Annotated in this window: 21 protein-coding genes; 12 read left to right on the forward strand and 9 right to left on the reverse strand. The window is 36.1% G+C overall.

Annotated elements, in window-relative coordinates; translation table 11 throughout:
* Positions 1-7: 7 nt before the first annotated feature.
* Together PFY09_RS20300 and PFY09_RS20305 are read right to left on the reverse strand one after the other, a co-directional pair.
* Positions 8-826 carry a hypothetical protein gene (locus PFY09_RS20300; RefSeq protein WP_076393196.1) on the reverse strand — a complete coding sequence of 273 codons (819 nt, stop codon included), beginning with the start codon at positions 824-826 and terminating at the stop codon, positions 8-10.
* Positions 798-1,172, reverse strand: a complete 375-nt coding sequence (locus tag PFY09_RS20305) for a hypothetical protein (protein ID WP_076393198.1) — start codon at positions 1,170-1,172, stop codon at positions 798-800. The genes PFY09_RS20300 and PFY09_RS20305 overlap by 29 nt, the downstream gene beginning before the upstream one ends.
* A gap of 108 nt (positions 1,173-1,280) precedes the next feature.
* Here PFY09_RS20305 and PFY09_RS20310 point away from each other — a divergent pair, with 108 nt between their 5' ends.
* The 6 genes from PFY09_RS20310 (at position 1,281) to PFY09_RS20335 (ending at position 6,490) form a co-directional block, all read left to right on the forward strand.
* Positions 1,281-1,652, forward strand: a complete 372-nt coding sequence (locus PFY09_RS20310; protein WP_076393200.1) for a helix-turn-helix domain-containing protein — start codon at positions 1,281-1,283, stop codon at positions 1,650-1,652.
* A 90-nt stretch (positions 1,653-1,742) separates the two neighbouring features.
* On the forward strand, positions 1,743-2,183 hold the full coding sequence (locus PFY09_RS20315; RefSeq protein ID WP_084196428.1) for a hypothetical protein: 441 nt from the start codon (positions 1,743-1,745) through the stop codon (positions 2,181-2,183).
* A gap of 123 nt (positions 2,184-2,306) precedes the next feature.
* Positions 2,307-2,855: a CopD family protein gene (locus PFY09_RS20320; RefSeq protein WP_076393202.1), complete on the forward strand. Its 549-nt coding sequence runs from the start codon at positions 2,307-2,309 to the stop codon at positions 2,853-2,855.
* A gap of 84 nt (positions 2,856-2,939) precedes the next feature.
* The gene (locus PFY09_RS20325; RefSeq protein ID WP_087711056.1) at positions 2,940-3,668 is read left to right on the forward strand and encodes an ABC transporter permease; all 729 of its coding nucleotides are present in this window, start codon (positions 2,940-2,942) and stop codon (positions 3,666-3,668) included.
* Between the two features lie 4 nt (positions 3,669-3,672).
* Entirely contained in the window at positions 3,673-5,343 is a 1,671-nt protein-coding gene (gene gldG, locus PFY09_RS20330; protein ID WP_108409053.1) for a gliding motility-associated ABC transporter substrate-binding protein GldG, read from the forward strand.
* 217 nt (positions 5,344-5,560) lie between these two features.
* A complete protein-coding gene (locus PFY09_RS20335) occupies positions 5,561-6,490 on the forward strand; it encodes an IS256 family transposase, variant Zn-binding type (protein ID WP_271160456.1) in 930 nt (309 codons plus the stop codon).
* Between the two features lie 367 nt (positions 6,491-6,857).
* Here the strand turns inward: PFY09_RS20335 and PFY09_RS20340 are convergent, their stop codons facing one another.
* The 6 genes from PFY09_RS20340 to PFY09_RS20365 form a co-directional block, all read right to left on the reverse strand.
* Positions 6,858-7,520, reverse strand: coding sequence for a hypothetical protein (locus PFY09_RS20340; RefSeq protein ID WP_108409052.1), 663 nt, complete (start codon positions 7,518-7,520; stop codon positions 6,858-6,860).
* Positions 7,521-8,123: 603 nt separating this feature from the next.
* On the reverse strand, positions 8,124-9,038 hold the full coding sequence (locus tag PFY09_RS20345) for a helix-turn-helix domain-containing protein (RefSeq protein ID WP_108410198.1): 915 nt from the start codon (positions 9,036-9,038) through the stop codon (positions 8,124-8,126).
* A 268-nt stretch (positions 9,039-9,306) separates the two neighbouring features.
* Entirely contained in the window at positions 9,307-10,146 is an 840-nt protein-coding gene (locus PFY09_RS20350; protein WP_271160907.1) for an SDR family oxidoreductase, read from the reverse strand.
* A gap of 439 nt (positions 10,147-10,585) precedes the next feature.
* Positions 10,586-11,407, reverse strand: coding sequence for a DUF2314 domain-containing protein (locus tag PFY09_RS20355; protein WP_076393210.1), 822 nt, complete (start codon positions 11,405-11,407; stop codon positions 10,586-10,588).
* 499 nt (positions 11,408-11,906) lie between these two features.
* The gene (locus PFY09_RS20360) at positions 11,907-12,221 is read right to left on the reverse strand and encodes a hypothetical protein (protein WP_271160908.1); all 315 of its coding nucleotides are present in this window, start codon (positions 12,219-12,221) and stop codon (positions 11,907-11,909) included.
* A 32-nt stretch (positions 12,222-12,253) separates the two neighbouring features.
* Positions 12,254-12,682, reverse strand: a complete 429-nt coding sequence (locus tag PFY09_RS20365) for a DUF4268 domain-containing protein (protein ID WP_076393214.1) — start codon at positions 12,680-12,682, stop codon at positions 12,254-12,256.
* Positions 12,683-12,822: 140 nt separating this feature from the next.
* Here PFY09_RS20365 and PFY09_RS20370 point away from each other — a divergent pair, with 140 nt between their 5' ends.
* The 6 genes from PFY09_RS20370 to PFY09_RS20395 all read left to right on the forward strand — a co-directional run bounded on the left by PFY09_RS20370 (position 12,823) and on the right by PFY09_RS20395 (position 17,801).
* Positions 12,823-13,230 carry an RrF2 family transcriptional regulator gene (locus PFY09_RS20370; RefSeq protein WP_076393217.1) on the forward strand — a complete coding sequence of 136 codons (408 nt, stop codon included), beginning with the start codon at positions 12,823-12,825 and terminating at the stop codon, positions 13,228-13,230.
* An 89-nt stretch (positions 13,231-13,319) separates the two neighbouring features.
* On the forward strand, positions 13,320-14,012 hold the full coding sequence (locus PFY09_RS20375) for a phosphoadenylyl-sulfate reductase (protein WP_087711042.1): 693 nt from the start codon (positions 13,320-13,322) through the stop codon (positions 14,010-14,012).
* A gap of 17 nt (positions 14,013-14,029) precedes the next feature.
* A complete protein-coding gene (gene cysD, locus PFY09_RS20380) occupies positions 14,030-14,938 on the forward strand; it encodes a sulfate adenylyltransferase subunit CysD (protein WP_271160909.1) in 909 nt (302 codons plus the stop codon).
* A 237-nt stretch (positions 14,939-15,175) separates the two neighbouring features.
* Entirely contained in the window at positions 15,176-16,417 is a 1,242-nt protein-coding gene (locus PFY09_RS20385) for a sulfate adenylyltransferase subunit 1 (protein ID WP_271160910.1), read from the forward strand.
* A 116-nt stretch (positions 16,418-16,533) separates the two neighbouring features.
* The gene (locus tag PFY09_RS20390) at positions 16,534-17,418 is read left to right on the forward strand and encodes a sulfite exporter TauE/SafE family protein (protein WP_268053666.1); all 885 of its coding nucleotides are present in this window, start codon (positions 16,534-16,536) and stop codon (positions 17,416-17,418) included.
* 92 nt (positions 17,419-17,510) lie between these two features.
* Complete coding sequence (locus tag PFY09_RS20395) at positions 17,511-17,801, forward strand: putative quinol monooxygenase (protein ID WP_087711034.1); 291 nt, start codon at positions 17,511-17,513, stop codon at positions 17,799-17,801.
* A 159-nt stretch (positions 17,802-17,960) separates the two neighbouring features.
* Here PFY09_RS20395 and PFY09_RS20400 read toward each other — a convergent pair whose 3' ends face one another.
* Positions 17,961-18,761: a T9SS type A sorting domain-containing protein gene (locus tag PFY09_RS20400; protein ID WP_271160911.1), complete on the reverse strand. Its 801-nt coding sequence runs from the start codon at positions 18,759-18,761 to the stop codon at positions 17,961-17,963.
* Positions 18,762-18,774: the final 13 nt, after the last annotated feature.

Here is an 18,774-nt window from a genome sequence, read left to right on the forward strand (position 1 = left end):
TTTTGTGTTATTGTAAAATTTTTAATTCATAATAATATCCATTAAGATTAAGACTTTTCCAGCCTTCATTCGGATAATATTCCAGCAGATCACTGTCTTTATTTATTTGGAAAAAAGTACTGTCTTCCAAGGATTTTTGAAAAAATACCACAAAAAAACCTTCTTTAGGATATTTTATTGTCTTGGGCAAAACAAATTCCCACCGAACGACTTTATCTTTTTTCTTTATTTTAAGATCTGATATTTTACTTTCGAAAGCTATCAGTTCTTTATTATTGTCTGGCAATCCGTTCTTGTTACCCAAAAGTTTTATTTTTACAGTAACATTATCATTATGAGTTCTTGGGATAAAATCTGTCACAGGAAAAATACTAAAAGACTTAATATAAGTTTTTTTCTTTGTATTAATTTGTACAAATGTTGCAATCTCGTTATTCGGGAAAATTACCGCATATTCATTTTTTTTAGTGCTTTTTAAAGATTTTTCTTTTTTATTAGATGAGTTTTCATAGTTAACCCTTACTTCTTCAATAGTTTTTGTATTATCAAAGAAAATCAAAGAGTCAGGATTAGAATAAAAGTCTAAAAGTTTATTATCATAGAAAATCTTATCATTTTTTTCAAATTTAAATGACTTAAGAGCATTTGATTTTAACGATGTATTTTTCCCATCTCTTGATATCGTAACAGAATCAAATTTTTTATAGTCAGAATTTCTAAGAATAATCTGTGCCTTTCCTGAAAAAAGGATAAAAAACATAACAGAGAAAAATAATTTCTCTGTCATTGCTTTTATTTTAGCAAAAATGGTTTGCTGATGTTTCATGGAATTCATGTTCTACAGTTCCTACACCTATCCAAAACACATGGTATTCATAAGTTCCTACACAATCACATTGAAAAGTACCGTCTGCTTGTTGTTGTCCTCTTGTACAGCTGTAGCTAATCAAATCTCCTGTTCCCCAAAATGGTCTTCTGTCCGTTTCAGATGAAGAATTATCTCCTGTGTTTTGCGCAAAAGCAAATACAGGTGCTAATGCCAATGCTCCGATAATCATTTTTTGTTTCATGATTTCTAAATTTAAAGTTAATAATTTTGTTTTAGAAAACATTTGTGCACTTGTGTTTTTCTGATGTAAATATGAAATGATTTTTTCAAATAGTAAAATCATATTTCGGGTTTTTTGTGAAAAAATATTTAATTGACTTTCAGTTGATTATGCATAAATGCTCTTTTTTTGAATAGAAAAACACTAATTTTGTTACAAACCACACATTTTATGAACCAGGAAATAACAGAGAAGATAAAAAAAATAAGAATTTCTAAAGGCTATAATCATCAGGAAATGGCTGATAAACTGAACATTACCAGATCTGCTTATCAAAGGTTAGAATCTGGTGAAACGTATTCTTGGGCTAAGTATTTTGAAGAAATAATGGGTATTCTGGAGACGAATCCAAAAGAGTTTTTTTCAGATATTGGAAAGAAAATTTTTAATCAGACGAATGAAAGTGGTTCTATCGGGTATGTAGAAACTTTGCATCAAGAAAATAAAGAAATTTCAGACAAATTGCTTCAAGCAAAAGATGAGCAGATTGCATTACTGAAAGAACAGGTTGAGTTCCTAAAAAATCAGCTTTTGAAGCAGTAATAAATTAGAATAAATTTCTTAAAAATAAAAAACCTCTACAATTGTAGAATAAAAACAGAATTTCTATATTTACGGAAATTCTGTTTTTTTATGCAAAAAATATCCCTCATTTTACTGATTGTTTTATTATTGGCTTCCTGCAACACCAAGATGAATCAGTACATCAAAGACGAAAAGAATGTCAGTAAACGACACGGCAAATGGAAGGAAGAATATTCTTCGGATGAAGGAACGCTGATTGCCGTCGGAAAATATAAAAACGGTGAAAAAGTCGGGATCTGGAAAACCACATTGAATAATCAGCTTTTTCAGAAAGATAAAATAAAAAAGAACATTACAAAGACCAAAATATACCATCAGAACGGGAAGCTGATGCAAAGCGGACAGTCTAAAATGGATGTCTCTAAAAATGAACGCCACTGGTATTACTTCGGAGACTGGAAATTTTACAACGAAAAAGGAAATCTCCAATACATAAAGAAGTACGAAGATGGTAAAAAAGTAGACAGTATTTCATTCGAAAAACACTAAGCCTGAAAATCCCTCAACTTTTTAATATAAAATAATGAACATAACAGAATAAAAGCAAGATTTATTCTGTTTTCTAGTAAATATTTTTGTCATTAACATTATATTTGCCATTAATTTTTCAGAATGCTTTACACCATAATAAAAGCACTTCATATTATCTTCATGGTAAGCTATTTTGCGGGAATTTTTTATCTCGTAAGAATTTTTGTGTACTATAAAGATACCGATGAATTTGCGGAAGAAAAGAAGAAAATCCTCAGAGAACAATATACGTTTATGGCCCGAAGGCTCTGGAACATCATCACCGTTCCTGCCGGAGTAATCATGACGGTTTGCGGACTGACGATGATTTTCCTGAATTCAGGATTGATGAAAATGCCATGGTTTCATTTAAAACTAACCTTCCTGATCGGTTTGGCGGTCTATCATTACTGGTGCTGGAAAAAAGTTTTAAAACTGAAAGAGCTCAACGGAAGTACTTTAGAAACCGCCAATATAAAACTGAGACAGGCAAACGAAATCGCTACTTTCATTTTGTTCCTTGTCGTTTTTACCGTGATTTTAAAAGCTCAGGTTATTGAATACTGGTGGCAATTAATCGCCGGATTTTTCGTTCTGGTATTTTTAATCATGATGACGGTGAAGCTGGTAAATAAGAATAAGAAAAAGTGAGATAATGGTGAATTGTGAATGGTAAGTTGTGAATTTTCCAACACCTAATTCCTGACACCTATTACCTAAACCCTAAATAAAACTATGATTGCAATTTTAAAAAAAGAACTTTGGAGCTACTTCGGAAACTGGAGCGCGTGGGTAATCATCGCGGCTTTCAGTCTGATCGCGACGCTGTTTCTGTTTTTTTTCGACAACGACTCCAACATTTTTGAGATCGGAATGGCTTCACTGCAAAGTTATTTCGTCCTGGTTCCTTGGTTACTGATGTTTATTATCCCCGCACTTTCCATGAAGACTTTTGCGGAAGAGCAGCAAACCGGAACCTTAAACTGGCTGTTTTCCCAACCGCTGAAAGTTTCAGATCTGGTTTTCGGTAAGTTTCTTTCGGTTTGGATCGTTGGAATTTTATGCCTGATTCCATCGTTAATTTACCTTTACACGGTTTATGTTTTGGGCGTTCCTGCCGGAAATGTAGATTTGGGAATGACTTTCGGAAGCTACATCGGCTTAATTATTTTAATTGCAGCATTTTCCGGAGTGGGAATTTTGGCTTCTTCGCTTTCCCAAAACCAGATTATGGCTTATCTGTTGGGCGTTTTCATGTGTTTCATCATGTATTTCGGGATCGAGCAACTGGCAAGTTACAAATTGTTGGGAGGTGCAGATTTTATTTTGCAGAATGTCGGTTTTTACCAGCATTTCTTAGGCTTTACAAGAGGGCTTATTGATTTTAAGGATGTGGCTTATTTTGCTTTAATCATCGGTGTTACATTAGTTTTGTCCAATCATTTCATTAATAAAAAGAAGTAGAATGATGAAGAAGATACAGTTCAAATCTCCGCTAGGAATTTTACTTTTCGTGGTTTTGCCATTGGTTGTTATTCTTGCTATTTCAGGAATAAGATTGGATTTAACCAAAGAAAAAAGATATACGCTTTCCGATAATACCGTTAAGGTTCTGGAATCGGTAAATAAACCTTTAGTCGTTGATGTTTATCTGGAAGGAGACTTTCCGGCAAGTTTCAAGCAGCTTCAGAGCGAAACGAAATTTATGCTGGAAGAATTCAGAAAAATAAATCCGAAGATCGATTTTAAATTCATCGATCCTATTAAAACCAAAATGTCTAAAGATACTCTGATGGCGATGGGAATGCAGCCTTCTATGCTTCCGGACATCAAAGACGGCAAAGTTTCTCAGATCATGCTGTTTCCTTATGCAGTCGTTAAATACGACAAAAGGGGAGTTTCCATTCCTTTGGTGGTTCAGCAGACAGGAATTGATGCCGATCAGCAGCTTACGAAATCCATTGAAAATTTAGAATACAATCTGGTTTCAAACATTAAAAATATTGCGGCGCACAAAAGAAAGAAAATCGGGATTCTGGTGAATCAGGATGAGCTGAATCCAAGAGAATTTCAGGGGTTCATGCAGCTGGCAACGGAAAGTTATGATGCAGGTCCTATTATTCCTAAAAATCAGACCGAACTTACCATCGCAGATATTCCGACCTTAAAACAAATGAATGCTTTGGTGATCGCAAAACCAAGAAAAGCTTTTACAGACGGTGAAAAAGTAATTCTTGACCAATACATCATGAATGGCGGAAAAACGTTGTGGATGATTGATGCCGTAAATGCGGAAATGGATACACTGATGAGGTCTCAAAAAGTGATGCCTTTTCCTGTAGACATCAATATGACGGACTTTTTCTTCAATTATGGAATCAGGATCAATCCGGCTTTGGTGAAAGATGTGAAGAAGTTTGCACTGTTGAGATTGGTAACGGGAGAAGTGAGCGGAAATCCGCAGTACACCAGTCTTCCGTGGCCGTATTTTCCTTTGGGAATCGCAGAAAGCAACAATCCGATTACGAAAAATATCAATCCTGTTAAGTTTGAATTCCCGACTTCCATCGATACATTGGGCGGAAGAAAAAATATCAAAACGAACGTTCTTTTTGAATCCAGCGAAAGAACTTTATTAAAGCAGGTTCCGAATTATGTGGATCTGAAAGAAATTTCGAGCGTCGACAGTCTCGGACAAATGGAAAAACCAAGCACACCAAAGATTTATGCAGTATCTTTAGAAGGAAAATTCAATTCTGCATATGCTTCAAGAATCGAAAGAAAATCCTATCCGAATTTTAAAAGTTCGAGCCCTGAAAATAAAATGATTGTGATCGCCGACGGAGACGTAGGAAGAAATAAAGTTCTGAAAGGCGAACCGCTTCCTTTAGGCGTAGATTTGCTTACCAACGAACAGTTTGGAAACGAACAGTTCCTGAGAAATGCATTAGATTATCTTCTGGACGACAGCAATCTTATGGATCTCAGAAATCGAAACATCGAAGAAAGGCTTCTTGACCGACAGAGAATCACGGAAGAGAAAAACAACTGGCAATGGTTTAATTTGCTGCTTCCTTTAGTCATTATCGGTATTTTGGGAGGTTTGTTCTTCTGGCTGAGAAAGAAGAAATTTGGATAAGATATAGAAAAAGAGAAGTTTTTGGCTTCTCTTTTTTATTTAGTGTTGTTTTTAAGGATGATTTATTTAGGTTTAATAGTCAAAAATAGTTGGTAAAATTCTTTGCATTGTCGATTGTTACTGATGATACATAAAGTTTATTGAACTTTGTTTCAATAAACTTTTTTATGGCTGGAAATTCAAAAAAAATCGTTGTTGGAGTTGCAAAAGTCTGGATGTGATTTCTTGGGGAAAGCAAAACGGAAAGCGTCGTTTTAAATGTAAAAACTGTGGCATTCATTTTACTTCGGAGAATAAATCTGTGGGCCTAAAAAACAAAGAAATTTGGTTCAAAAAATGGATTGTTGGGAAACAGACTTATGAGCAGATTTCAGCAGAATCTGGATATTCGGTAAGTACTCTTCAACGGTATTTTAACGTGATGCTTAGTAAAGCTCCAAAACTCAGTTACAACCAGAACAAGGAGGTTTATTTACTGATTGACGGCACTTATTTCTCCAATGAAATCTGTTTGGTGGTTTACAGAGATAATGTTTTTAAGCAAACCCAGCTTTACAGAATTACTGACGGTGAGCATTATGAAGAACTCAAAGAGGATTTGGAAAACATCTTGAATTTAGGAATAAAAATTGGCGGGATAACCTGTGATGGCGATAAATCTCTACTGAAAGCCATCCGAAAAGTTTGTCCTAAAGTTCCTGTTCAGAGATGTCTGGTTCATATTCAAAGGATGTGCAAAATATGGCTTTCCGCCTATCCGAAATCTGTAGCAGGTTTTGAGTTGCGTGAAATTGTCTGTAAAATTCATTTTATTGACAACGAAGTTAAAAAGCAGTATTGGATCAAAGAGTTTTTGGATTGGTCTGAAAAGCATAAAGAATTTTTGAATGAAAAATCATACAGCCAGGAAACCGGAAGATATTGGTACACGCACAAAATGGTGAGAAGATGTTTTTCGGTTATCAAAAAAGCTTTGCCAAATATGTTTTCGTTCCTGCAGGATCCTAAAATCCCGAAAACAACCAATGGAATAGAATCTTTTTTTGGTCATTTAAAAGGTCATCTAAATATTCATCGGGGGCTTACAAAAAGTCGGAGGAAAAAGTTTATCCAGTGGTATCTTTTTTATAGAAATCTAAAACCATAAAGGTTTTTTTAGCCATAGAGCTGTTCCAATAATTTACAAAAAAAGGATGGTAAAAACCATCCTCTAAACTATTGTTTACAGCGTTGATTGTATTGCTGGTAAGTTGCTCCTCAGCATTGCTCACTTCCTCTTCCAATCAACCGCAAAATATTACGAATTATTTCTGACAAAAACACCAACTATTTTTGACCACATTACCTTTATTTAATAGATATAAATTTTTTTCTGCTTCAGTTTAAGTGTTTTTCGCACCAACGCGAAGGAAAATGTATCAAGAACTTTTAGAATAAAATTTTCATTGTAAATCAAGAAAATGACCGGATTTCTCCGGTCAATTATAAGATTCTAAATTTTTCAAACCCTGAAATTAATTCAGCTTAATAACTCCGGAAGCAGGAGCGCCGCCGCCTGATGGAGGAGGGCCACCCGCTGAAGCACTGTCGGCTAACATTCGGTATTGTGCGGTTCCTTTTTCAGTTTTAATGGTTCCGGAAACAGTATATAAATAAAGATCCCCGGAAACGGAATAAGGATTCGCCGAATTGTTGATGTAAAAATTAATTTCCACGGTTGACATTTTCTTTGCCAGTTCCAGGAAAGCGTTCATCAATGTAGTGATCTGAGCTTCTGTAAGTCCTTTTGACAACATGCTCTCTTTTGTTTTCTCGTAGGAAGCAGAAGCGCCTCCACCACCGAAAAACCAGGTCCACACAGAAAGGTTGGCACTGGCTGCGGTTTTTTCAAATTCTTTCACTTGAGTCTGAGCGCTTGCATCCAGCATGCCCATCGCAAGGTTATTAAGTTTTTGTACGTCTTCGCTTGACATGGCAGAGATCTGAAGCTTAGCTTTGATTCTTCCTTCAGCGTGAGCCGGAACCGTGTAAGAAAGCCCGGTAAGCTGGCCCTGTCCGGATACTTCAATAGAGTAAGCTTCTGTAGCGCTGCCCGATGATCTTGCGGCATCAAAGATTACGCGTTCAAAAGGATCATTGATCCCGACTCCTGTTTTGGTGATTTCAATTGTTTCCATTTTTTTGTTTTTTGGTTATTGTTAGTTTTTACCCCTTAGAGGGCTAGATGATTTGATAAACCAAAGTAACAAAGAAAAAAACAGGAAGGGTAGCGTAGAAATTACTAAATGTTATATTGGGTATAAATACTTACTAGTGTGGTGTTTTTTAATTAATTGTTAGTTTGCTGTAAGTTTATTAATTATGATATTAGTTTATTGAACATTTGATATTAATCAAAATAATCAGGCTGGATTGCTACATAAAATGGTTTCTCAAAATTTTCAATTTTGAAATTTGCTGTATTTTTTATTTTATTTATATAATGAAAAAGCACTTCAATAAAATCATGTCCATTCATCGAATATTTAATATCGCAATTAATTGATTCCTCAATTTTTTTAATGAATTACTTTGTTTCTTATCCAATCAATTAGACGCTCTATTGTTGGTTCAAGTCCTAAACTCTTTTCATTTAAATACTTTTTGATAGTATTTCTTTCGTAATCTTTCGAATAAATTATATCAGAATGATTATATAAAACGGCTCTGGAATCTATAGTCCAAAAAGTTTTTCAACTTTAATTTGGGTCACATTCAAGTTATTGTTTTTATAAATCTTCTCAATTAAATAACCTCCTAAACTCTCCCGGAGACTGATTCGTCTTCTGCTTAAATAACTTACTAAACGACTGCGGATGTTCAAAACCCAGTTCATACGCAATTTCACTTACCGATAAATTCGTTGTACTCAGACGTTCCTTTGCGAGAGCAATCAGTTTATTCTGTATGTGTTGCTGCGTGTTCTGCTGCGTATGGATGCGTAATAAACTTCCCAGATAATTGGGTGAAATATTCAGTTGTTCGGCGATGGTTTTCACAGAAGGAATACCGTGTTCGAGAAGATTTCCGCTGTTAAAATACTGCGAAAGAACTTCCTCAAATTTATCCAGCAATTCGTGACTCGATTTTTTTCTGGTCAAAAACTGTCTTTCGTAAAAACGTTCAGAATAGATTAAAAATAATTCCAGTTGCGCTACAATAAGCTCCTGCGTGAATTTATCAATATTTGTCTGATACTCCTTTTCAATATTTTTAAACAGATCCACAATAATTTTTTCTTCCTTATCCGACAGAAAAAGCGCTTCATTGATCTGATAACTGAAAAATTCGTAGGATTTCATTTTTTTGATGAGCGAAGTTCCCCAAAGAAAATCAGGATGGATCAGCAAAAGATATCCGGTCGGTTCAAACTCAACATCTGGCTTCATCTCAATTCTTAGAAACTGCATCGGCGAAACAAAACACAACACGCCTGAATCAAAATCATATTCCTGCTGACCGTAATTAAACTTCGCGTTTACATTCCTTTTCAGCCCCACCGAATAAAAATTCTGGGTCCATTTCAGTTCCGTATCATTTACGGGATAGCGGACTTTGCTGTAATCAATCAAGCTGATCAGCGGATGATCCGGACTCGGCAGATTACAGAAAGCATGAAAATCGGAGATCGAATGAAAACGGAAGGTCTCTTTCATAATAACGAAGTTAATTGTTTTTAGTGATTTTTTATGAAATACATGTTCTTTTATTGCGACATAAGAGCCTGAAGCGTTAAGAAAATTAAAACGTAATCCGTTAAAAAATTTCCACTGTCTGAGCGCGAGTATAATCCATAACCGAAGAACAACTTTTGATTCGCGCGAGTTTTGGGAATTTTAGGATTACGTTTTAATTTTTAGCATTCAGGATCTAAGTCTTGAATTTTTGGTTCTTTTGTTTCAAGACAAAAGAAGTAAATCAATTCTAAATTGCTGTAGAATTTGCTAAAACCTCCCATTTCTTCGCTTCCCCTGTAATCGCATCTACTTTATTGGTAAGAAATTCCATGGTTCCTACGCCTAAAAGGAAATGTACCGGTGGATTTTGCTCTTTGCTCAACTGAATCAGAACGTCTGCTGCTTTTACAGGATCATTCGGCTGGTTTCCGTTGATTTCGTCAAGATGTGCCTGTTCCGAACTTCTTGCCGCTTCATACGCCTGAATAGGATTTGCCGGAGTTTTTACCGAATCTTTAGCCAAAAAATCTGTACGGAAATATCCCGGATAAACTACCGTTGCATGAATTCCGAAATCTTTCGCTTCTTCAGCCAAAGCTTCCGTAAATCCTGCCACAGCAAATTTAGTAGAGCAGTAAATTCCCCAACCCGGAAAATTTCCCGAAAAACCTCCGATGGACGAAATATTGAAAATATTTCCCGATTTCTGCTCACGAAGATAAGGCATTGCATTTCTGATGACGTTTAAAGTTCCGAAAACATTCACCGCATAATTTTCCCTTGCTTCCTCATCCGTAAGTTCTTCCAGCGTTCCGATCTGTCCGTATCCTGCATTATTAACCACAACGTTAATCTGTCCGAAATGCTCTGTGGTTTTTGCAATGGCAGATTTTACATCATTATTGTCCGTAATATTTACACTTAAGGGCAGAAAGTTTTCCGAAGCCTCTCCGAAAGCAGAAATTAAAGAATTTACAGTGCGGCTTGTTGCAGCCACCTGAAATCCTTCGGATAATAATTTTTTAACCAGCTCAAATCCTAAACCTTTTGAAGCTCCCGTTACGAACCATACTTTTTTTGTTTCCATTTTTAAATGTTTTATTGTTTTTAATTGATGGTACAAAGATGGAAAGTTGTGCAGTGGGAAATGTAGCCGAATCGGGAAAGAATGTATTCAGATCGTGAATGATATAAAAACAAAAAAGAGAAACGGGAAAGTTTCTCTTTAATATACTAATCTTGAGTTCAATTAAATACGGTCTCTTCCTAAGGCGCATAAATTTTATCTGCGATAAAATTAAGCATCAATCTTTATTGAAAATCTTTGATTTTCTTGCGCCTTAAAGATTTGAGATTAATAAAAATCTTGCGTCTTTGAGTTTTCCAACAAGAATATTTTATTTTTTAAAAGTTTAAACAAATTCAATTAAAAAAAACAATTAGCTTTAGCCAAAAACTTATACTAAATTTCGGTTAAAATTAATTTTCAATCTTCTAACATCAAACTTACTTTAATTAAGATAAAATCAATCTTCCAAAACAGGAATAATATGTTCCCAATTCAGTTGTCGGGCAAAGTCCAAAGCTGTTTTTCCGGATTTTGTCTTTAAATTTTTATCCCCTCCTGCTGCAAGAATCACTTCCACAGAACTTAGATTTCCGGCAATCGTTTCCGCATGAAGCATAGAATAGCCGTTTATATCCTGACCTGTAATCTCATCCGGATTTTCGCTGACGAATTTTACCAGCTCTTCCTTCATATTTCTGCTCATCGGATGCTCCACAAGATTTTCAGGATGCTCTTTCTGTTCATAAACGATTTCAATATCATTAAAATCTCCGAAATCCATTTGCCATGCATTGTCATGTGCTTTTCTTTCCGCCGGAGACATATCCGAACGCATTTTCTGGATCGTAAATCCGCCATAAGCTTTCGGAGGAAGAGACTCTGAAGAAGATGAAAACAGTTTTGAAAGTCCTTTCGTTTTTTTTGCGCGTTGCGGCATGGCAAAAAGCCAGTCGCTGATTTCGTTTACAGGAATTTCCACATAATCTCCGACTTCAACATTGGTGAGTTTATTCGGTTTGTTGATGAGGTAGCCTTTGATAAGATCGCCATCGAAATGGATGTCATTGATCCACATATGTTCTACAATAGGTGAGTCTGAAGAAGGATCTTCCTGAGAAAAAGCCACTTTCACGCATGAAACACTCAGTGCCGGAATAATTCTTCTGTATTCCCAAGATTGTTCTCTCCAGAAATATTTAAAAGTTTCCTGCGCTTTTTTATAAGCTTTAGACATTTCAGGATCTGCTGCGTCTGCGAAAAATATTTTATTTTCTGACATTTTATTTTAATTATTAGTTTTAATTTTGCTGAAAATTTATTCTGTTATTTTTATTTTGACCAAAATACAGAAAAATATAAGAACAGAAGGTTGAATTTTACATAAAAATCTGTTTAAACTTTTTATTTAACCGCAAAAGCCGCAAAAGATGAACTAAACGTCTATTTAAAGTTGTGATTATAAATAAGAAGATCACAATAGTTTTTAAAAATCTTTGATTTTTATTCTTTTAAGCGCTTTGATTATTCTTGAAATTCGCTTTATCATTATCTTTTGCATCTTTTGCGGTTAATTCTGAAATTAGTTTAATCACAAGTTTAAAAATATTTAAGCGGCTTCCGATCCTGATTTGGATTAAAAAGATTCATCTTCTTCACACAAAACTAGCCTTGAAATCTGTTTTCAGGCTTCGTGCAGCAAATTTCATTTGCTTTGCCTTCTCAAAATGGTATTGGTAAAAATAATCTTTGCGTTGAAAAAATCAAATTGAATAAAATCCTTAAACTTTTCTTTTGTTACCGCATTTCGGGCAGAATGTAGCGGTTTCCGTCCGGTAAGGTTTTCCGCAGTTTTCACAGTCAGGACCATACATATCGATGAAATGATGCATGATGGCATTAGGATTTGTTTCTTCAAAACCGGTTAAATTATTGTAATAATCCAGCAGTTTTTTGAAATTTTCATTTAAAGGCTTTTTTCTGGTTGTTTTAAATTCCTGAAATCCTTCAGCTAATAATTTCGAAGCGATTTTTCCCTCTTCTTCATCAAGCATGGGAACATCCATTCTGCACCTCCAGCAATATCTTATTTTCATGATATGTTTTTTTATCCTTTAAGAACTATTCACTAAACATCCTTTATAAAATCCTCATATTCATAATAAAACCGCTCGAAGCCATCCATTTTTTCAACAAAAAATTCAAAAGCTTCCCGCCATGTATTTTTATTGAAAACAGAAATGCCGTGCTTTTCAACCCAGATTCGGCTGATAACTTTTCCGTTTTCCAGCGTATAAAATTCTTCCTTGTGAAAATCGCCGATAAAATCCTTCAGAATATCTTCCAGTGACCATATTTTATTGTAGTACGCATCTCTGAAAACTTCATCCTTCATTTCGATATCCAGAGAAACTTCCGCTTTTTTCTTATCCGCATAAAATTTAAACGACATATCCTTGATTTTGGTATCGTACAAAATCCATTTTCTTGGAAAAGACTTTCCGAAAGCCGTCCAAAACTCTTTCTTTAACTGCTGTGCTTCCTGTTTACTGAACATGAGGCAAAAATAGGGATTTTGGCCGGAAGAAGGAAGCGAGAAGAGGGAAGTTATGCGGTCCCTGAAAACTTCCAGCATCCATCTTCTAACTTTCATTCTCAATATTATACATATCAAACAATTTTCTTATTTTTGTAGTAATGCTGTCTAAAAAATCTCAATACGCTTTCAAGGCACTGTCATATCTTGTAGAAAAGAGAAATGACGGACCGATTCTTATTTCCGAAATTGCCGAACACAAGAAAATTCCTTTAAAGTTTCTGGAAAATATCCTGCTTGAGCTTAAAAAAGCGGACATTCTAGATAGCAAAAAAGGAAAAGGAGGAGGCTATTTCTTCAAAGAAAATCCGGAAAATGTAAAGCTGGCGAAAATTATTCGTCTTGTGAACGGACCCATCGCACTGCTTCCTTGTGTAAGTTTAAATTTTTACGAAAAATGCGACGACTGCAGTGAAGATCATTGCGGTCTGCACGACGTTCTAATCGAGGTTCGCGACGCTTCTTTGAATATTCTGGAGAAGAGAACGTTAATGGATTTGGTGGATTAATCAGATCCTTTTTTTTAAAATAATTAGTCTACTTTTTTGGTAGGATAATAATTTTATCTGATATTTGCATTACTTCAAATGAACAAAGTATGATTTCAAAAGAAGATGCAGAGTTACTGAAACAGCTTTCCGCAGAAGAGGGACTGAAATTTATTTCTTCAAAGATTTCTGAAGGGGTTGTTTTTTCCACCTCACTCGGTCAGGAAGATCAGGTAATTACAGATATGATTTTCAAAAATCATCTGCCGGTAAAAGTGTTCACGCTTGATACAGGAAGACTTTTTTACGAGCACTACGAGTTGCTTTCCCAGAATAATTCCCGATATAAAACAAAAACCGAAGTCTATTTTCCGGAAAGCTCAGACGTAGAAAAATATGTGAATGAAAAAGGAATCAACGCGTTTTATCATTCTATAGAAAACAGAAAAGAATGCTGTTTTATCCGTAAGGTTAAACCTTTAAACCGTGCGTTGGAAAATGCAAAAGTCTGGATTACAGGATTGCGCTCCGAACAGTCTGAAAACAGAGAAAATATGCCGGTCATCGAATGGGACGAAGATCGTAAACTTTACAAATATAACCCCTTAATTCACTGGAATTACCAGAATGTTTTAGATTATCTGAAAGAAAATAAAGTTCAGGAATTGTCTTTACACAAAAAAGGATTCATTAGTGTCGGTTGTCAACCCTGTACAAGAGCAATCGAAGAAGGAGAAAATCCGCGCGCCGGACGATGGTGGTGGGAAAGTTCACAGAAAGAGTGCGGTCTGCATTCTCATTAATTCAAAAAAAATAAAAAATGACGACACATACGTTAGATTATCTGGAGCAGTTGGAAGCAGAAAGTATCTACATTATGAGGGAAATTGCCGCTCAGTTTGAAAAACCTGCGTTGCTTTTCAGTGGCGGAAAAGATTCTATCACTTTGGTTCATCTGGCAAAAAAAGCTTTTGCTCCGATGAAAATTCCTTTTCCGTTGGTGCATATTGATACAGGACATAATTTCCCTGAAGCATTGCAGTTCAGAGATTATTTAGCGGAAAATATCGGCGCGGAACTGATTGTAAGAAAAGTGGAAGATACTATTAAAGCTAAAAATTTAACCGAACCGAAAGGAAAATTTGCTTCCAGAAACTGGCTGCAAACCCACACTTTATTAGATACGATTGAAGAATTCGGATTCGATGCATGCATTGGCGGAGCGAGAAGAGACGAAGAAAAAGCCAGAGCCAAAGAACGTTTTTTCTCTGTGCGTGATGAATTCGGACAGTGGGATCCGAAGCTGCAGCGTCCGGAATTGTGGAACATCTACAACGGAAGAATCAACAAAGGTGAAAACGTAAGAGTTTTCCCAATTTCGAACTGGACGGAACTTGATGTCTGGAATTATATTAAAAAAGAAAATATCCAGTTGCCATCCATTTATTTTGCACATGACCGTGAGGTGATTGAATATGAAGGACAGTTAATTGCAGTATCGGATTTTATTCAGATTGATGAAAATGATACGATTGTAACTAAACAAGTCCGTTACAGAACCGTCGGAGACATGACCTGTACCGCCGCAGTAGAAAGCACTGCCGAAACTTTGGATGAGGTTGTGAATGAAATCACGGCATCCAGAATTTCCGAGCGCGGCGAAACCCGAATCGACGATAAAGTGACGGAAGCCGCGATGGAAGACCGGAAGAAAGGAGGTTATTTTTAGGATGGAAGATGGAGGCTGGAAGTTGGAGGTTGGAAGATGGAAGATGGAAGATGGACGTTTTGTAGTAAGTTTTCAGTCTTAGCCTGAATCTCAACCTTTATATTTAGGATGAAAGATGAAAGATGTAAGCCAGAAGTTTTGTAGTAAGCCTTTAGTCTTAGCCTAAACCTTAGCCTCAACCTAAGTCTTAACCTCACTCTCAACCTCACTCAATTACTCATTATTAATAAAACAAACGTGGACATATTAAGATTTATAACGGCAGGAAGCGTAGACGACGGGAAAAGTACCCTGATCGGAAGACTTCTGTACGACAGTAAAAATATATTGATCGATCAGCTTGAAGCACTCGAAAAACAGTCAAAAAATAAAAACGAAAACGGAGTAGACCTTGCTATTTTAACGGACGGCTTAAGAGCAGAAAGAGAGCAGGGAATTACCATTGATGTTGCGTACCGCTATTTTTCGACGCCGAAAAGAAAATTTATTATTGCCGATGCACCGGGACACATTCAGTATACAAGAAATATGATTACGGGAGCATCTAATTCGCAACTGATTGTTATTCTTATTGATGCAAGACAGGGCGTGATTGAACAGACAAGAAGACACTCCATTATTGCGTCTTTATTGAAGATGAAAAATGTGGTGGTTGCCATCAATAAAATGGATCTGGTAGAGTATTCTGAAGAAGTTTTTAAGGATATAAAAGCTCAGTATGAATTGGTTGCAGAAAAACTAGGGTTAAAAAATGTAAATTATTTCCCGATTTCGGCATTTCATGGCGACAATATTGTTGAAAGATCAGAAAATATGACTTGGTATGAAGGTGCAACGCTGTTGGATTTCCTCGAAACGGTTGAAATCAATTCAGATCAAAACTTTCAGAGTCCGAGATTTCAGGTTCAGTATGTCATTCGTCCGCAAACGGAGGATCTGCATGATTACAGAGGATACGCAGGAGAAGTTCTTTCGGGAATTTACAAAAAAGGTGACGAAATTACGGTGCTTCCTCAGAATATTCAGACTAAAATTTCAAAAATAGAAACAGGGGGAAAAGAAGTGGAATTCGTTTTTGCCAATCAGCCCGCAGTTCTGCATGTTGAAGATGATATTGATATCAGCAGAGGCGATTTTTTAGTAAAAACTGAAAGCCTTCCGAAAGTTGAAAATGAAATTGAAGCCGTTGTCTGCTGGCTGGATAAAAAGGAATTAAACGAAGGAAACAAATATTTCATTCAGCACAAAAGCAAACTTTTAAAAGCGATTATCAAAGAAATCGAATATAAAATAGACGTTAATACTTTAGAAAAAACGCCGATTTCTGAAAGCATAAAATTAAATGAAGTCGTAAAAGTCCGTTTAAAAACAGCTTCACCCCTGGTTTTCGACAGCTTTGAAGAAAGCAATGCAACAGGCAATGCCATATTGATCGACGAGACAGGCAATTCAACGGTGGGAGCCGTAATGATTTTATAAATTAAACATAATCTGAACCATTGAAGAAAGATTTAAAAAGGTAAGCTGATTTAAAGTGAGTTTTCTTAGCTGTATAATATTTCAGTAGTGGTTTAAAACGATAGAAAACAGAAAAAATGGTTATTTCAAGAAAAGTTCAGTTCAGGTTAAATGTATTTTTTGTGACGATCGCACTTCTGTCGGTTGTTGCCTTTACCATGTATGAACTGGGCTATCTGGATGAACTGTTCACTGTTTTAGCCAAAGACAATTACATTTTCTACTGGATGATGTTGGTGGGAGTTTTGGCAGAAATCGTTGCAGGATCAATGGGAATGGGATACGGCGTAATTTGTACGACCACACTTTTGTTCCTCGGAATTCCGCCTCATGCGGTGAGTGCGAGTATTCATTCTGCGGAAAGCTTTACAACAGCAGCCGGAAGCATCAGTCATATCAGACTGAAAAACGTAAGCAAAAGTCTGGTGAAAAGACTCGCCATTCCTGCGGTTTTCGGAGCCGTTATCGGGGCGGTTTCACTCACATATCTCGGAGAATATTATTCAAAAATCACCAAAACAATTATTTCCTTCTACACATTATATCTGGGGATTCAGATTTTATCCAATGCGTTTAAAAATAAGCAGGACAAAAAATTAAAACGGAAAACAAATTTAACGCGTTTGGGAGTGATCGGAGGTTTTATCGATTCCTTTGCCGGAGGAGGATGGGGACCGTTGGTAACGGGAACTTTAATTAAAAATTCCTTTACGCCGAGATTTGCGGTGGGAAGTTCTACGGTGGCAAAATTTATTTTAACCTTAACAGCAGCCATTACTTTTATTTTCACATTGGGAATTCAGCACTGGAATATCATTCTCGGTCTTCTGATCGGAGGAATTTTTACCGCTCCTTTTTCTGCGATGTTAACGGCAAAACTTCCTGTAAAAAGTATGTTTATCATCATCGGAACTCTGGTCATCGTGATGAGCTCAATTACCATTTATAAATCTGTTTTTTAGTGATAAAATCTGTTAAATGTGGAAAAATAAAAGCATGAAATATCTTTTCGGTTTTGAAAATATTCTACATTTACACCACTAAAAAAATAACAATGAACATAAACGTAGTTGCGCTTTTCAGATTTAATGAGAATTATCTGATGGAAGCAGTTGAACTTTTCCAGATTTTGGTAAGAGAAACCAGAAAAGAAGAGGGATGTCTGCAGTATGACCTTATTGAAGACAAAGATAACAAAGGAACTTTTTTCATGGTGGAATTGTGGGAAAGTGAAGAGCACCTGAACCGCCACAACGGGCAGGATCATTTGCTGAATTTCAGAAGAGACGTTTCTAAAATGCTGGAAAGTTCTACTCAGGTATTTAAAGGATTTAAAACTCTGTAAACTGTAAGAAGAAAGTTAGTCACTTAAAAATAACTTTACTCTTCCTGATGTAAGCATAAAACTAAAAGGCTGTTCACTATTGCGGACAGCCTTTTATTAGAAAAAATAGAAAGTATTATCAATAAAGCTCCTGTGAACTTTTGTGATCCTGTGAAAAGTTTATTTTTTAATGAATTTTGATTTCACGATTTCTCCTTCCGCCGTTTCAATCAAAATATAATAAACTCCGGTTTGAAGCGTACTGATGTCAAACGATCTTCCGGATAATTTTCCTTCGGCTGTTTTCTGACCTCCCGCTGAATAGATCTGAATTTTTTTCGGTTCTTTTTTAGCAACAAACTGCAATGCGGTATTGTCGGAATTTACGGCAAACTGTACACTTTCCTTTAATTTTGCCTGATCTGAAACTGCAAGTATCGAACTTACCGCATAAGAAATATCATCCAACTGAATCGCTGTGTGATTAAGACTTCCTACAATTCTGAAGGCAATATATTGTTTATTGGATGCAGGAATCGGTACGGAATACTGCGTATCTGTTGAAGTAAGCGTAATCGTATTTCCAATCTTTGTAAAACTTGCCATATCTGCTGTTGTAACGCCGTCCACAAATCCAACTTCAATAGTTCCGGTGCTTCCTGCGGAAGATCCTGCTGTAAGGGAAGATTTGAACGTAAGTGTCTGACTTCCATTGGGTGCAACGATTTGCGGGGCAATAGCATAACCCGGTGTATTCGTCGTAAAAAAGCTGTAATACTGGATATGTTTGTCAGCTGCATTCGAATTATCAACATATACCCACGGTCCGGAACCACTCTGTACACGGTTCCAGTTATTTTGCGGCCATGCTGCGCCTGTTCCTGCCGTGAAAGATTCAAAATTCTCATTAATCGCTGTTACCTGTGCATTTCCCGAAATCGCTGTAAGCAGTAAACCTCCAATAAGTAGTCCTAATTTCATAACATTATTTTTA

It is taken from the genome of Chryseobacterium gambrini, from assembly GCF_027920505.1.
Classification (GTDB): Bacteria; Bacteroidota; Bacteroidia; order Flavobacteriales; family Weeksellaceae; genus Chryseobacterium; species Chryseobacterium gambrini.

Bases quoted from the DNA above. Each gene is read 5' to 3' on its own strand.
- PFY09_RS20325 (WP_087711056.1), top strand. From the start codon at position 2,940: ATGATTGCAATTTTAAAAAAAGAACTTTGGAGCTACTTCGGAAACTGG.
- PFY09_RS20350 (WP_271160907.1), bottom strand. From the start codon at position 10,146: ATGGAAACAAAAAAAGTATGGTTCGTAACGGGAGCTTCAAAAGGTTTA.
- PFY09_RS20320 (WP_076393202.1), top strand. From the start codon at position 2,307: ATGCTTTACACCATAATAAAAGCACTTCATATTATCTTCATGGTAAGC.
- PFY09_RS20305 (WP_076393198.1), bottom strand. From the start codon at position 1,172: ATGATTTTACTATTTGAAAAAATCATTTCATATTTACATCAGAAAAAC.
- PFY09_RS20355 (WP_076393210.1), bottom strand. From the start codon at position 11,407: ATGTCAGAAAATAAAATATTTTTCGCAGACGCAGCAGATCCTGAAATG.
- PFY09_RS20365 (WP_076393214.1), bottom strand. From the start codon at position 12,682: ATGTTCAGTAAACAGGAAGCACAGCAGTTAAAGAAAGAGTTTTGGACG.
- PFY09_RS20340 (WP_108409052.1), bottom strand. From the start codon at position 7,520: ATGGAAACAATTGAAATCACCAAAACAGGAGTCGGGATCAATGATCCT.
- PFY09_RS20375 (WP_087711042.1), top strand. From the start codon at position 13,320: ATGATTTCAAAAGAAGATGCAGAGTTACTGAAACAGCTTTCCGCAGAA.
- PFY09_RS20400 (WP_271160911.1), bottom strand. From the start codon at position 18,761: ATGAAATTAGGACTACTTATTGGAGGTTTACTGCTTACAGCGATTTCG.
- cysD (WP_271160909.1), top strand. From the start codon at position 14,030: ATGACGACACATACGTTAGATTATCTGGAGCAGTTGGAAGCAGAAAGT.
- PFY09_RS20315 (WP_084196428.1), top strand. From the start codon at position 1,743: ATGCAAAAAATATCCCTCATTTTACTGATTGTTTTATTATTGGCTTCC.
- PFY09_RS20345 (WP_108410198.1), bottom strand. From the start codon at position 9,038: ATGAAAGAGACCTTCCGTTTTCATTCGATCTCCGATTTTCATGCTTTC.
- PFY09_RS20390 (WP_268053666.1), top strand. From the start codon at position 16,534: ATGGTTATTTCAAGAAAAGTTCAGTTCAGGTTAAATGTATTTTTTGTG.
- PFY09_RS20370 (WP_076393217.1), top strand. From the start codon at position 12,823: ATGCTGTCTAAAAAATCTCAATACGCTTTCAAGGCACTGTCATATCTT.
- PFY09_RS20300 (WP_076393196.1), bottom strand. From the start codon at position 826: ATGAAACATCAGCAAACCATTTTTGCTAAAATAAAAGCAATGACAGAG.
- PFY09_RS20395 (WP_087711034.1), top strand. From the start codon at position 17,511: ATGAACATAAACGTAGTTGCGCTTTTCAGATTTAATGAGAATTATCTG.
- PFY09_RS20360 (WP_271160908.1), bottom strand. From the start codon at position 12,221: ATGAAAATAAGATATTGCTGGAGGTGCAGAATGGATGTTCCCATGCTT.
- PFY09_RS20310 (WP_076393200.1), top strand. From the start codon at position 1,281: ATGAACCAGGAAATAACAGAGAAGATAAAAAAAATAAGAATTTCTAAA.
- gldG (WP_108409053.1), top strand. From the start codon at position 3,673: ATGAAGAAGATACAGTTCAAATCTCCGCTAGGAATTTTACTTTTCGTG.